Raw genomic sequence first — 14440 nt, forward strand, 5'->3', positions numbered from 1 at the left:
TTGTGTCCGGTTTTTTTATGCCCCCAATCCTACATTTAACGAAGGCAAGCTCAATACTTTGTACCTTCGTTGTTTCTGATACTTTTTAGCGCATGAGCCTGTTCAAACGCATCTTTTCAAAAGAGAAGAAAGAAACCCTCGATAAAGGACTTGAGAAAACGAAAACCAGTGTTTTTGATAAGCTGAGTAAAGCGATCGCTGGTAAGAGTAAAGTCGATGACGAGGTACTAGATAACCTAGAGGAAGTGTTGATCACTTCTGACGTTGGAGTAAATACCACAGTTAAGATTATTGAACGCATCGAAGAACGTGTTGCACGTGACAAGTACCTGGGTACTGATGAGTTGAATAGCATCCTCAAAGAAGAAATTGCCAAGCTGCTCGAAGAGAACAACTCTGGAACGGCGGAAGACTTGAATCTACCTGATGTTAATGGTCCGTACGTGATCATGGTGGTTGGGGTGAATGGTGTTGGTAAGACAACAACCATCGGAAAACTGGCCTACCAGTTCAAAAGTCAAGGTAAGAAAGTGGTACTTGGCGCCGCAGATACATTCCGTGCTGCTGCTGTTGATCAATTGAAGATCTGGAGCGAACGCGCTGATGTTCCAATCGTGTCGCAAGGGATGAATGCTGATCCTGCTTCTGTAGCCTTTGATACACTTGAATCAGCAGTGTCTCAGAACGCAGATGTCGTTTTGATTGATACTGCCGGACGTCTTCACAACAAGGTGAACTTGATGAACGAGTTGTCTAAGATTCGTCGTGTAATGCAAAAGGTGATTCCGGATGCACCGCATGAAGTATTGTTAGTACTCGATGGTTCAACTGGTCAGAATGCCGTGGAGCAAGCCCGTCAATTCACGAAAGCGACGGATGTGACCTCTTTGGCTTTGACGAAGATCGACGGTACCGCGAAAGGTGGCGTTGTGATTGGAATCAGCGATGAGTTCAAGATTCCGGTGAAGTACATCGGAGTGGGAGAGGGAATGCATGACCTTCAAGTTTTCAATAAGTACGAATTCGTAGATAGCCTTTTTGCTAACCAGTGAGAGCACGCACACTCAAAAAGAATAAGGTGAATGTCGTAACCCTTGGTTGCGCGAAGAACATCTTTGATAGCGAAGTCATGATGGCCCAACTCAAGGCCAATGACTACGAAGTGAAACACGAAGAGCAAGACAGTGACGCCGCCATTGTGGTGATCAATACTTGCGGATTCATCGATAACGCCAAAGAAGAATCTATCAATACCATCCTTCAATATTCAGATGCGAAGAAAGAAGGACTGGTAGATAAGGTCTTTGTGACAGGATGCTTAAGTGAGCGTTATCGAGACGAATTGGAAGATGAAATTCCTGAAGTAGATGGATACTTCGGAACGCGTGAGCTTCCGCGTCTCTTGAAGACTTTGAAAGCCGATTACAAGAAAGAACTGGTAGGTGAGCGTTTGCTTACGACTCCATCACACTACGCCTACTTCAAGATTGCTGAAGGGTGTGATCGTCCATGTTCATTCTGTGCGATTCCTTTGATGCGCGGTAAGCACCGCAGTACGCCGATCGAAGAGTTGGTGGAACAAGCGAAAGGCTTGGCAGCTCAAGGGGTGAAAGAACTACTGATCATTGCTCAAGACAGTACCTATTACGGTCTTGATCTCTATAAAGAGCGTCGCTTGGCAGATCTGCTTCGTGCCTTGGCAAAGGTGGAAGGAATTGAATGGATTAAGCTCCATTACGCTTTCCCAAGTGGTTTTCCTGAAGATGTTCTTGACGCTATCGCGGAAGAAGAAAAGGTATGTGCCTACATCGACATGCCGCTTCAACACGCTAGCACCAACATGCTTAAGGCTATGCGCCGTGGTATCACTCGTGAGAAGACCACGGAATTGATGGCGAAGATTCGTGAGCGCATTCCGAATGTCGCTGTGCGAACCACGCTGATTGTCGGATACCCTGGTGAGACAGAAGATGATTTCCAGCAGATGCAAGACTGGGTGCAAGAAATGCGTTTTGATCGTCTTGGTGTATTTGAGTACAGCCACGAAGAGAACACCCACGCCTACAACTTTGATGATGATGTTCCTGCGGAAGTGAAGAAAGCACGCGCCGAGAAGATCATGGAGATTCAAAGCCAGATTAGCTACGAACTCAATCAAGAGAAGGTAGGAAGGGTAGAGAAGGTACTATTTGACCGCATCGAAGGTGGGTACTACATTGGGCGTACAGCCCATGATTCACCTGATGTTGATAATGAGGTACTGGTAAAACTCAAAGACGATCAACACTTGCGATTAGGTGATTTCGCCATGGTGCGTATTGATTCAGCCGAACACTATGATCTGTTCGGAGAAGTAGTAGACTAAGAAGCTTTTCTTATCGTGTCACTTGGATGATCGTCCGGTGATTATCTCCATTCGGATATACAAACTCTACGAAGTAAGACCCTCGTGATAGTTCGTTCACTTGGAACTCACGAATTGGATCTGAGCCATTCGCTTGCTCAAGAACAACTTGTCCTTGCATGTTCAGGATGCGAATAGAAGATACCAATGAGAGGTCTCCTTTGAACCAAATGCGATCACTTGCTGGATTCGGGTATACCGTGAATTCTTCGCGCTTGAATAGTGCTGAGCGAATGTCACTGTAGTGAATACTTCCGTCGGTATCAATCTCTTTCAAGCGGTAGTAGTTCACTCCGATTTCTGGATTGTAGTCAACCATGAAGTACTCGTTTTCATAGTCGCTGTAACCAGCTGCAGGGGTACTACCAACGGTTTTCCATTCTTCAAGATCCATGCTTCGTTGTACTTCGAATGACTCTGTGCGTTGTTCGCTTGCTGTTCTCCACAACAAGTTTACGCGGTCATCAGAAGGAGCGGCATTGAATTCGGTAATCTCCACAGGCAAGAATACTTGTGGGCAGTCTTCCACGAAGTTTCCTGGTTGGTTGGTCCAAGTGACATTGTACTCCGTCTGGATATTCACAGGCGTGAATACGGTGTAGTCTGCATTGAGTTGACGAAACTGGAATGTGGCTTGACCATTGAATACCCCATCTGTGGTGAACTGGCCGATCATTACACGATACTGCGCGTCGATCACACCTTGGGTTGAAGGTGGCGCCCAGAAACCAGAAACAACTGAACCAATGGAAAGAGCTGGTTCGTTGAATGATCCACCCGCTTCAAAGTTGGTTGATGGGTCAGCCCCAGGATCCGGTACCCAAGTAATACCGCTGGCATCAGCTGAATAAGGATCACCGATAGTGAAATACGAATCGAATTCAGCTTGAGGGAATACACCAAAAAAGGCCGGGTTCAATACGTTTCCTAGGAAACCTCCAAAGGGAGATTGGTAGAATTGGTTGGCACCTGTACATCCAGGGCACTCCAGAATCATAGGATATGAAACTCCACCCACATATACACCTGATACTGCTTGTAGTTCGTAAAAGTCTTGATTCATGCAAGCATAAACTCTCCAAGTACGAGGAAGCGATGTAAATCCTGCTTCGGTTTGAATCGTCGCAGCGAGCGCCGGATCAATTGGAACTTCTTGGATAGAAATACCGTCAAACACCTGAGCATCTACATGATTGTAGAAGCTACTACCACACAACAGCGCCACGATCAGCGCCTTCTCCAGCAATTGTCTTAAAGCAAGCATAGTCCCGAGATTCGGTCCGTAAAAGTTAAAGCAGTGGTAATATACTAAAAATCACGGAGACAGTATGTTAACAATCCCGTGACTGAAGCCGTATAGATCACTATTTTAGCAGTCATGAGTGAACGCATAAACGACCCTGGGTTTGGTGCCAAATACGAAAGGAAAACCAAGCGGATCATCAATCATGATGGGAGTTTCAACGTTAGACGCAAAGGAGTAGATACCGGTCTACGCAGTTTGTACGAAGCCTTAATTGGCATGAAGCTACTACCGTTCTTAGGGGTGGTACTTGCTACCTATCTCTTATTGAACGCATTTTTTGCCACTCTTTATTTCCTAAATGGAGTTGAGCACCTTCAAGGGGCTACCCCTGATTCTTTTTTTGATGAGTGGCTCATCTGTTTCTTCTTTAGTTTCCAGACTTTCACTACGGTAGGATACGGCTTCCTTTCTCCAATGGGAATGACGGCGAACTTCATTGCTGCCGTTGAAGCATTGTGCGGCCTGTTAGGTTTTGCCCTCGCCACTGGTTTGCTTTACGGACGATTCTCGAAGCCACGTGCGAAGTTGATCTACAGCAAGAATGCCTTGATGTCTCCCTTCAAAGATGGCAAGGCGATGATGTTCCGTGTAGCGAATAAAAGAAGTAACGTCTTAATGCAAATGGAGGCTACGGTCATTTTGATGCTGAAAGACGACCCAATGATCCCACATCAACGTAGCTACTATAGATTGGATCTTCAGGTGAGCCGAATCCACTTTCTACCCTTAAGCTGGACCATCGTTCACCCGGTGACCGAAGAGAGTCCGTTCTACGGCAAGAGCAGGGAAGAACTGATTAAGAAGGAGGCTGAGCTGCTCATCTTAATTACCGGTTTTGATGATACCTTCAATCAGATTGTCCACTCAAGATTCTCGTACACATGCGAGGAGTTTGTGCATGATGCGAAGTTTAAGATTCCGTATGAAATTGATTCAGCGGGAGACATCGTATTGGATATCGAAGACATTAACGCATACGAACTAACGCATACAGAATGATAACCATTGGAGCTAAAATAGAACACCCATCGAAAGGAGAAGGGGTGATTTTCGGAGAAACAGATAATACGTGGAGAATCTACTTCAAAGATTCTGGAGAGGAACAAATTGGAAAAGCATACGATGGTCTTGACCTCATCGAGGCCGGTGACGACAATTCGAGCACAGGTATTACCCTAGAAGACGTTGTAGCGGCTGTTGAGAATGTCTTTGATAGTTATTATGATGCTACAGAGATTGTAGAGATGGCAGATAAGTGGGATGGAGGCAAACTCATCCTTCAACCAGGGGATACCGATATGCAGGGAAAAGAGATTCCCATCGATACCTTCTTTCATAAGATTGTAATGATGCGTGACCGCCTTCGTGTACTTGAGCAAAACGTAAATAGTCACAAGACGTTGGCAGAGTCAGAGAAGATCCAATTGCAACAATACATTACACGTATTTATGGAAGCATGACCACATTCAATGTGCTTTTCAAGAGCAAGAATGATTACTTCACTGGAGAGAAAAAATAGGAAGCCGCTATCAACAATTGTTCATAACCATTGTGAAAATCAAGTTGATAAGGTTGAGTTGAAATATTTGGAAGGAGAGAATTATATTTTCAACTTCACATCAAGCAATCAGGGAAAAAGATTTAAAAAACCTTTCAACTGAAAGCTTAATCTGAACAGATTTCGATCTGTTTAGAGTCAGGAAAACCCGGAAACGGGAATTTCTAATCGATGGATTGCTTTAGTGATCTGTCACAACATAAAAGCACCGACAGAAGGTTGAACACAGGAAGTTTTTTGTCGGTCTTTCTTGAGAAACGGAAGTTTCTTAGGCGAAGGTTAAAAGCTGAAGGTCCGGGTGCATCAAGGGCTGTAGGCGCTTCGAAAAAAGGGGCCGCGCACTAATTTCCATCCATGTCCACGTTGTTCAATTGGAGTCGGTGCTTGTATTTTCCCAACATTTTTACTGAACCCCAATGTACTTGTGCGTTTGCAGGCTGATTCGCCATTGTGCATTCTCACGAATGTGATTTAGAATAATCGGAATACTGTTGTCGCGAACGTCCCACTCAGGCTGGAAGTAAAGCTGCGCATCAGCGTGCATTCGATCTCCATGTCCTTCACCCCACTCAATGTCGTGTTTGTTGTAGACGATGACCTTAAGCTCATGAGATACCTTGTAGAACTCATCCAAGGGCTCCTTGAATTTCTTAGGTGAGAAAGTGATCCAATCCCAAGTCCCAGTAAGTGGATGGGTTCCGCTGGTTTCGATGTGTGTGCGAACGCCGGCTTCTTTGAGTCTTACCGTCAATTCTTCAAGGTTGTGCATACAAGGCTCACCCCCCGTAACAATCACAATCTTGGAGCCTGACTCCACCACATTTTGAACCAGTTCTTCAACGGCAATCTTCGGATGAACATCCGCATCCCAACTTTCTTTTACATCGCACCAGAAACAGCCTACGTCACAACCACCAAGGCGCACAAAGTATGCAGGGGTGCCTGTAAAAGCGCCCTCGCCTTGAATGGTATAAAATTGTTCCATGACTGGAAGTAGACTCGCCACGATGTTGAAATTTCCCGCAAAGGTAGGGTATCAGGTCGAGCTGGACCTTACTTCCTTATTCGTCGAAACTCACTTTTACTTTTTGAGTCGTCGGGTGTGCCTGACAAGTAAGGATATAACCTTCTTCAATTTCTTGATCCGTGAGTGCGAAGTTGCTGTCCATGCGAACTTTCCCTTCTACCAGTTTAGCACGACACGTAGTACAAACTCCTCCCTGGCAAGAATATGGGGCATCGGCACCAGCATTCAGCGCTGCGTCGAGAATAGAGCCCCCGTCAGTGTCTAATTGAGTCTCGAACGCTTCGTCATCAACCACAACAGTCACTGCCGCTTTCCCTGAGAAGGCTTCTCCTTCTTCTTCTGCTGGTTCTTCAGCAGGTGTTGAAAGGGCGGCTAGAATCTCTTGTCCTGGGTTCTCGAAGAACTCAAGGTGGATGTGTTCCTTAGCAACGCCATTGTCGATAAGGGCATTGTTCACAGAAGTCATCATCCCTGAAGGACCGCAAATGAAGTAATCCTTTGGCATGTCATCCTTGATGAAGGAATAGATCAGTTCAAGGGTCTTTCCGAAAGTGATTCGTCCGTTGAACAATGGAACATCAATGCTTCCGTCTGAAAGGATGTGGTAGATGTCTAGGCGATCATCCTTCGCTAAGGCATCTAGCTCGTCGTAGAACATGATCGACTCCTTCGAACGGTTACCGTAGAATAAAGTCACACGACTATTTGGTTCTTCCTTGAGTACGGTCTTTGCAATAGAGAGGAGTGGAGTAATCCCACTGCCTGCTCCGAAGAGAATGACGTGACGTGCCAACGAGGCATCAGGCTTCAGGATAAAGTTACCCTGAGGAGCCATTACTTGCATCACATCTCCTGTTTGAAGACTGCGGTTCGCGTGTGTGCTTGCTCGCCCACCTGGCACCTCTTTCACCGCCACTTGGAATTTACCTTCGTGCGGAGCCGAGCAAATGCTGTAAGCGCGGTGTAATTCTTCGTCTTTTAGATCAAAGCAGAACGTAATGTACTGCCCTGCTTCAAAAGCAAATGTCTCCTCATGACCTTCGGTGTCTAAGGTCAATCTCACTGCGTCTGCGGTTAAGCGTTCGACGCATTTCAACTTCAATGGGGTAAACTTCATTGTAATCTGAACGAAATCCGAATAATGTTTAATAAGACAACCAGTCCTTCGCTTTGTTCATGAAATCTTCAGAATCCCATTCTCGGGGGTCTGTCATGCTTGCAACGACCTCTCCATCTTCATTTAGGAGGTAGGTAGTAGGAATGGTATAGATGCTGTAGCTCTTGAGCGAATTATCGAGCTGGTACATCGGAAATGTTAGGTCAAACTTGTTGCGTACTTGTTCAATCAACTGCGGGTTGTCATCTGTCACGCAAACCACGGTGAAGAGTCCTTTATCGTGTGCCTTTTGTAGTGAAGGCATTTCGCGCATGCAAGGGCCACACCAAGAAGCGTAGAAGTTGACCAGAATAGGACCATCGTGAAGCTCAATTACACTCTTCACTTGTTCGCTCACTTTTACGTTGATTTGAGCGGTGTCCATGCTTGGCGGTACTTTGTACCTCCAGTAGTAAAAGCCGAGAAGAACAAGGCCTATGAGTAGGTAGGGAAAGATTCGTTTCATTTATCTGAACCCATCTGGGAGAATAAAGCTTGAAGTTCTGAAGCTTTCACTGCTTCGTATTCAGAAGGAACCACGAACAATGAAGCGTCAGGTGTTCCTTCTTTCATGTCGGAAGCCACATACTTGGCATTTCCTGCAGTTGAACTTAGGTTGAAAGACATGGGAGTGCCTTCGACGTTCGGTAATAATGGGTGTTGAAGGTCATGCGATGTATCAAGTAGCAATTCACCATTGCCGGTGAGCAAACTCTGACACTCTTTGTTCAATACCGTTTTGCAACATGCATCCAATGCCACAGTAACTGGGGCTTTCAGGGTTACCTGGTCTTTAGGGGTGATGATGGCAATCTTCTTTCCAAGCAACTCCACCAAGACATATTGCTGTTGCTTAGTCATATCGGTGAGCACCACGCGGCTTCCATTTTCAGAAACTTCTTCCCAACGAGAAATGCCATTGGCTGCGCATGAAATTGATATCGTAGACGCTGCCTTGCCAATAACACCAGCATCGGAGGCTTCGGTGTCTAAGGTGTAAGTGATGGTGCCAACGAATTCAGGGCTGCTTGTTTCGACCATGACGAAGCCCATGAAAAGTAGGGGTAGTGCTATGAGCATCAAGTACTTCATATACCGAAGATACAAATCACCAGTTTAAGACCTCTTCGATCTTCGCAGCTACTTTATCTGCATTTGGAAGCATCGTTGATTCCAGAATGCTGTTCAACGGAATAGCTGGTGTTTCCACAGCCCCAACAGTCATCACTGGAGCGTCAAGAGAAGCGAAACACTTTTCTGAGATCTTCCCGGCAATGGATTGCGCGAAGCTATTACCAACAGGCTCTTCTGTCACTACGATACAGCGATTGTTCTTTTGAACACTGCTGAAGATGAGCTCCTCATCAAGAGGGTTGATACTGCGTAAGTCAATGATTTCAACTTGACCAGGGAACTGCTTAGCTGCAGTCTGACTCCAGTAAACTCCCATACCATAGGTGATGATGCTTACTTTAGTATCGTCTGAAGTAGCCTCTTGAACCACGCGTCCTTTTCCGATTGGAATAACGTAGTCACGTGCAGGCTCTACGCTCTTTGCATCCTCCGTTCCTGGAATTTTTGACCAGTACAGACCTTTATGTTCTAGCATGACTACTGGATTAGGGTCCAGGTATGCTGCCTTCAGCAAGCCTTTCAGGTCAGCTCCCGTTGATGGGTAACAAACTTTGACTCCTCGGATATTCGACAGTACTGACTCTACACTTGAGCTGTGGTATGGCCCCCCACTTCCGTAGGCCCCAATAGGGACACGGATCACTGAGTACACAGGCCATTGTCCATTCGAGAGATAGTACGAACGACTTGCTTCCGTGAAGAGTTGGTTCAATCCTGGCCAGATATAGTCAGCAAACTGTACTTCAACGATAGGACGGGCACCAGCAGCGCTCATACCTACGGTTGATCCAATGATATATGCTTCTTGGATGGGCGTGTTGAATACGCGCTCATCACCAAATTTTTGTGCTAGCGTAGCTGCCTCGCGGAATACACCACCCAGTCTACCACCAACGTCTTGACCATAGAGCAAGCTCTCAGGATGATCCTCCATGATCTCTTGTACTGCAAAGAGTGCACAGTCTACCATCAAGGTGGGCTCTTTACCTGCAGGAGAGCGTTCTCCTTTTTCTTCAGTTACTGGAGTCGGTGCCCACACATGTGACAGTAGGTCTTCCGGACGAGGGTCCTCGGCCTCTTGCGCTCGTTTGAAATCTGATTCAACGAGTTCACGGGCTTCGGATTCTATGCTTTCGAGCTGGGCACTTTCAAATCCGAGCTCGATCAATTCTTTCTTAAATCTTGGGTAAGGGTCACGCTTTCCATGTTCGTCGAGGTCATCGCGATACCATTCTCTTCGCACACCTGAAGTGTGGTGACCAAGAAGTGGAACAGAGGCATGCACCATGAACGGTCGGCGTTCAGTGCGCGCAAGTTCTATGACTTCTTGCATGGTTTCAAACGACTTCATGAAGTCGGCGCCATCAATAGAACGCACTTCAATACCAGGGAAGGCCTTGGCGAACACCGTAGCATCTCCAAATCTGATTTCTTCCGCGTTAGCGCTAATATCCCACTCGTTATCTTGAACCAAGTAAACAATTGGATACTGCTTCAACGAGGCCATGTGAAAGGCCTCTGCGACTTCACCTTCAGTCATCGCGGCATCACCAATCGAACATACAACAACCGGCTTGTCGCCGTCAACAACCTTGATTCCCTGTTCCTCTAAATACTGAATACCCATAGCAACTCCTGTAGAAGGAATGGCCTGCATACCCGTAGCAGAAGATTGGTGAGGGATTTTAGGCATCCCTTCACGGTTCAAACTTGGGTGACTGTAGTAGGTACGTCCGCCAGAGAATGGATCATCTCTTTTGGCCATGAGCTGAAGCATCAACTCATACGGAGTCATACCAATCCCGAGAAGGATACTGTCATCGCGGTAATAAGCGCTCAAGTAATCTTGCGCTCCGAGTTGAAGTCCACATGCCAACTGAATAGCCTCATGTCCGCGCGAAGTGGCGTGAACATACTTGGCTGTCATCTTCGCGTTTTCCTCGTAAAGGTCCGACATCGCTCTTGCTGTCGACATAAGTCGATAAGCTTTGAGTAGCGTATCTGCACTGATTTTAGATTCGTTCGCGGTGTTGACTTCTGTGCGCTCTTCCATTGCTCAAGATTGGGGTTGCAAGTTACAACCTTTCATCGAGCAGATACTCACGCAAATCTCTCAGCAAATCCAACGGCTACGGTATTCAGCGATTGTTCGTCAATGAGAGCAAATGCTCCGTTGCTGTTACCTCCTTGGTATTCAATAGCTGGGATAGCTGAAGCCGACTTGAAGGTCGCCCTAGCAATTTCATTTAGTTGTACTTGATGATTGCTCGCCAGCTCTCCGTTTTTCAAATTCACTGTGCCTTGAATTTGATCCACCATAATCTTAGTGCTGAAGCTGCCTTGCTGGTAGATATATTTCTTGCGAGAAGCCATCGGTTGTTCGTCCATCCAACAAATAGAAGCAGTCATCAAACGTGATGTTGCCAAGTAATTTTCTTTGGCAACAAGAGCGTCACCTCGTCGCAAATCAATGTCATCTTCGAGAAGAACGGTTAATGCCTGATCAGGACCTGAAGCATTCAATTCTGTTCCCCATTTATGAATTCCCACGACAGTGGAAGACTTGCCAGTGGATAAGACCTGCACTTCATCTCCAACTCGAATGCATCCCGTTCTCAGACTTCCCGCGTATCCGCGGAAATCAGGGTCATTACCTCCGCGTGGTCGCAACACTTGTTGGACCTGGAAATTCGTTTGTCCCTCCGCGTTCATAATATTTCGAGGCTTGATAGACTCCAGAATGTCAAGTAATGGGGCACCTTGGTGCCACGACAACCCGTCTTTAAATACGGTCACTCCTTCACCATGCAATGCACTCATCGGAATGAAGTGCAAAGTGAACGATGCTCCAAGTTGATCCACGTAGGATTCAACCTCAGACTTGATGGCTTCAAACGCATTACGCTCGTATCCAACCAGATCCATTTTGTTGATGGCAACAATCAGGTTCGACATCTTTAAAAGGTGGGCGATATGGAGATGACGTCGCGTCTGCTCTAACATCCCATGACGTGCATCGATCAAAGTAATCGCAACTTCCGATTGTGAAGCTCCCGTTACCATGTTGCGGGTGTACTCTTCATGTCCGGGTGTATCAGCAATGATGTATTTGCGAGCTGGGGTATGAAAGTAGATGTGTGCGACATCTATGGTAATACCTTGTTCGCGTTCTGAGATCAATCCATCTGTCAGGAGAGAGAGGTCTGTGAACGATAGCCCACGTCGTTTCGAGCTTTCTTCGATCTGCTGCATACGATCGGTGGGTACTTGACCAGTTTCATACAGTAGGCGACCGATGAGGGTACTTTTCCCATCATCAACGCTACCTGAAGTAGCTATGCGAAGAATGTCCATTAGAAGTATCCGTTTTGTTTGCGGAGCTCCATTGCGGCTTCGCTTCGCTTGTCATCAATACGTGCCCCACGCTCGGAGATCTCCGCTGCGGCAATTTCTTCCATCACCAGATCAATGGTAGCTGCTTGCGAATCAACTGCAGCAGTGCATGTCATATCACCGACGGTCCTGAATCTAACCACTTTACGTTCAGGTGATTCATCCTGAGATAGACGAACGAAATCAGATACAGGCCAGATCAGGCCGTCGCGATAAAATACTTCACGCTCGTGCGCAAAGTAGAGAGAGGGGAGAGCGATGCCTTCTTCTCGAATATAATTCCAGACATCGAGTTCTGTCCAGTTGGAGATAGGGAATACTCTAACGTTTTCGCCGGGGTGAATTCTCCCGTTAAGGATATCAAAGACTTCTGGTCGTTGTCTTCTCGAGTCCCATTCGCCAAAGTCATTTCGTACAGAAAAGATGCGCTCTTTAGCGCGCGCCTTTTCTTCATCTCTTCTGGCTCCGCCAATGCATGCATCAAACTTAAACTCTTCAATAGCATCCAGCAGGGTAACCGCTTGAAGGGCATTTCTGCTGGCATATTTACCTGTTTCTTCTTGAAGCCCTTTTTCACGTATGGTGTCTTCGACTTTTCTAACATGGAGGGTGAGTTGATATTTTTCCACTAGCTCATCACGGAATCTCAATGCTTCAGGGAAGTTGTGCCCCGTGTCGATATGGAGCAACGGAATCGGCGGAACCAAGGGGTGAAATGCTCGGAGCATGAGGTGCACCAGGGTGATACTGTCTTTTCCTCCACTGAATAATAACACCGGACGCTCAAATTGAGCAAGTGTTTCGCGGAAGATGTAAATGGCCTCGTTTTCTAATGAACGAGGGAAATCACTGAATTTCATAGGCTAAGCGTGTAGTCCACATTCTTTTTTAGAACTCTCCCACCACCATCTACCATTGCGTGGGTGCTCTCCATCGGTAATGGCGCGCGTACAAGGTTGGCAGCCAATGCTGACATATCCTTGCTTGTGCAATGGGTTGGTAGGAACCTTATTTTCCTCGATGTACTGGTCAATCATTTCTTTGCTCCAGTCAACGAGGGGATTGAATTTCAGCGTGTTGGTCATTGCATCACGTTGATATTTTGGGGTGTCTTGTCGATTTTCTGATTGTTCAGCTCGTAGTCCGGTCACCCAGACCTCCGCTTGTGCTAATGCTCTTTTCAGCGGCTGGATTTTTCGCACAGCGCAGCATGCTTTTCGCGCTTCCACGCTAGTGTAAAAGCCATTAATACCATATGAATCAACGAAGTCTTCTACCGCAGAAGCTTGGGGAGAATAAACCTTGATGGCTTGGTCTAATAATCGTTGGGTGCGCTCGAGTAACTCATAGTACTGTGGGAAGTGCCTTCCTGTATCTAAGGTGGCAATCGTCACCGGCCAATTGTTTTGAGCAATCAAGTGGGTAATGACTTGATCTTCCTCTCCCAATGATGAGGTGAAAACCAGTGACGAGTGCTCGCCGATGACTTGTTGGAAATCACTGCGAAGTTGTTTAATGGCGGTCATTAATTCCATGAGCGTCCTTTTTTAGTTCGAACTGAGAATCGCTCCCATACGCGTTCGTGGAAGTAGTAGAGAATCATTTTACTCACCACTTCGATTCCTCCAATGGAGAGTGCTAATTCCAAGGTACCGGTGATCAGCCAAGAGATAACTATGGTGTCAATGGTACCTAGAATTCGCCACGAGAGGGTCTTCAAAAATGAATGCCAAGGAGAACGTGCTTCGCCGTTCTCTGGCAACGATCTTTCTATCGTTTTATCGAGGAACATGGCACAAAAATAGTAATACCCTATAGAAATACTAGGGTAAATAGATTATTAGTTCGGGTTATGAGGTGCGAATCTATCCTTTGGCTATGTCTGCCAGCGTTTTACGCTCTAGAATGAGGAGCGTGGCATCCCGTACTTCCGCCATGACGCCATTCAATCCACAACCATCTTCGGTGCAGTGTTCACATGGTTCATAGAAGTTGAGGCTTACACAGGGGAGAAGTGCGATCGGGCCATCTATGAGCCGAATAACTTTAGAAAGTGGCACTTCCTTCGGAGACTTGATGAGATAGTAGCCTCCACCTTTCCCTTTTTTACTTCCAAGAATACCTCCTCGTTTGAGTTCGAGCAGAATAATCTCAAGGAACTTCAATGAGATTCCTTTCTCTTGAGCAATGTTAGAAATCTGCACAGGACCTTCGCCTTCCTTTTCCACAAGATAGGTGAGCGCATGAAAGGCGTATTGTGCTTTTTTGGAGAGCATAATGCGAATATAATGTCCTGATTTGACTTCTCATTTTCTGACAGATATTCATCGTAATTTATGATGATTTGGTCTTCATAAATGGAGTCTTTATCTGGCGAATTGTGCAGTTTAGCGAAGTGGGAATGCCTAAAATCCAAGAATTGTTGAAAAAATTCAGAATGGCTGTATCCCTTGATGGTCCT

General features: G+C 46.3%; 15 protein-coding genes. 4 read left to right on the forward strand and 11 right to left on the reverse strand.

The genetic code is table 11. From position 1 onward, the window contains the following. Positions 1–92 precede the first annotated feature (92 nt). Both ftsY and rimO read left to right on the forward strand, forming a co-directional pair. Complete coding sequence (gene ftsY / locus RA156_RS02960; RefSeq protein ID WP_306642641.1) at positions 93–1052, forward strand: signal recognition particle-docking protein FtsY; 960 nt, start codon at positions 93–95, stop codon at positions 1050–1052. Continuing rightward, the gene (gene rimO / locus RA156_RS02965) at positions 1049–2365 is read left to right on the forward strand and encodes a 30S ribosomal protein S12 methylthiotransferase RimO (RefSeq protein ID WP_306642642.1); all 1317 of its coding nucleotides are present in this window, start codon (positions 1049–1051) and stop codon (positions 2363–2365) included. Before ftsY ends, rimO begins: the two co-directional genes overlap by 4 nt. A gap of 10 nt (positions 2366–2375) precedes the next feature. On the opposite strand, the gene RA156_RS02970 is transcribed toward rimO, so the two are convergent. After that, on the reverse strand, positions 2376–3668 hold the full coding sequence (locus RA156_RS02970; protein ID WP_306642643.1) for a T9SS type A sorting domain-containing protein: 1293 nt from the start codon (positions 3666–3668) through the stop codon (positions 2376–2378). 114 nt (positions 3669–3782) lie between these two features. Here RA156_RS02970 and RA156_RS02975 point away from each other — a divergent pair, with 114 nt between their 5' ends. Then, the gene (locus RA156_RS02975; protein WP_306642645.1) at positions 3783–4709 is read left to right on the forward strand and encodes an ion channel; all 927 of its coding nucleotides are present in this window, start codon (positions 3783–3785) and stop codon (positions 4707–4709) included. Further along, the gene (locus RA156_RS02980; RefSeq protein WP_306642647.1) at positions 4706–5230 is read left to right on the forward strand and encodes a DUF8685 domain-containing protein; all 525 of its coding nucleotides are present in this window, start codon (positions 4706–4708) and stop codon (positions 5228–5230) included. The genes RA156_RS02975 and RA156_RS02980 overlap by 4 nt, the downstream gene beginning before the upstream one ends. A 442-nt stretch (positions 5231–5672) precedes the next feature. Here RA156_RS02980 and RA156_RS02985 read toward each other — a convergent pair whose 3' ends face one another. The 10 genes from RA156_RS02985 to RA156_RS03030 all read right to left on the reverse strand — a co-directional run bounded on the left by RA156_RS02985 (position 5673) and on the right by RA156_RS03030 (position 14255). Then, the gene (locus RA156_RS02985) at positions 5673–6275 is read right to left on the reverse strand and encodes a 7-carboxy-7-deazaguanine synthase QueE (RefSeq protein ID WP_306642649.1); all 603 of its coding nucleotides are present in this window, start codon (positions 6273–6275) and stop codon (positions 5673–5675) included. 55 nt (positions 6276–6330) lie between these two features. Further along, on the reverse strand, positions 6331–7359 hold the full coding sequence (locus tag RA156_RS02990) for a 2Fe-2S iron-sulfur cluster-binding protein (protein ID WP_306642651.1): 1029 nt from the start codon (positions 7357–7359) through the stop codon (positions 6331–6333). Between the two features lie 82 nt (positions 7360–7441). Further along, positions 7442–7918, reverse strand: coding sequence for a TlpA family protein disulfide reductase (locus tag RA156_RS02995; RefSeq protein ID WP_306642653.1), 477 nt, complete (start codon positions 7916–7918; stop codon positions 7442–7444). Beyond that, entirely contained in the window at positions 7915–8544 is a 630-nt protein-coding gene (locus RA156_RS03000; RefSeq protein ID WP_306642655.1) for a hypothetical protein, read from the reverse strand. The genes RA156_RS02995 and RA156_RS03000 overlap by 4 nt, the downstream gene beginning before the upstream one ends. A gap of 16 nt (positions 8545–8560) precedes the next feature. Next, complete coding sequence (locus tag RA156_RS03005; RefSeq protein ID WP_306642657.1) at positions 8561–10639, reverse strand: alpha-ketoacid dehydrogenase subunit alpha/beta; 2079 nt, start codon at positions 10637–10639, stop codon at positions 8561–8563. 47 nt (positions 10640–10686) lie between these two features. Continuing rightward, the gene (locus RA156_RS03010) at positions 10687–11940 is read right to left on the reverse strand and encodes a sulfate adenylyltransferase subunit 1 (protein WP_306642659.1); all 1254 of its coding nucleotides are present in this window, start codon (positions 11938–11940) and stop codon (positions 10687–10689) included. After that, positions 11940–12839, reverse strand: coding sequence for a sulfate adenylyltransferase subunit CysD (cysD, locus tag RA156_RS03015; protein WP_306642660.1), 900 nt, complete (start codon positions 12837–12839; stop codon positions 11940–11942). The genes RA156_RS03010 and cysD overlap by 1 nt, the downstream gene beginning before the upstream one ends. A gap of 3 nt (positions 12840–12842) precedes the next feature. Further along, complete coding sequence (locus RA156_RS03020; RefSeq protein ID WP_306642662.1) at positions 12843–13514, reverse strand: phosphoadenylyl-sulfate reductase; 672 nt, start codon at positions 13512–13514, stop codon at positions 12843–12845. Continuing rightward, entirely contained in the window at positions 13505–13771 is a 267-nt protein-coding gene (locus RA156_RS03025) for a DUF2061 domain-containing protein (RefSeq protein WP_306642663.1), read from the reverse strand. The genes RA156_RS03020 and RA156_RS03025 overlap by 10 nt, the downstream gene beginning before the upstream one ends. Before the next feature lie 73 nt (positions 13772–13844). Continuing rightward, entirely contained in the window at positions 13845–14255 is a 411-nt protein-coding gene (locus tag RA156_RS03030) for an RrF2 family transcriptional regulator (protein ID WP_306642664.1), read from the reverse strand. Positions 14256–14440 lie beyond the last annotated feature (185 nt).

The organism is Sanyastnella coralliicola, from assembly GCF_030845195.1.
Classification (GTDB): Bacteria; Bacteroidota; Bacteroidia; order Flavobacteriales_D; family Sanyastnellaceae; genus Sanyastnella; species Sanyastnella coralliicola.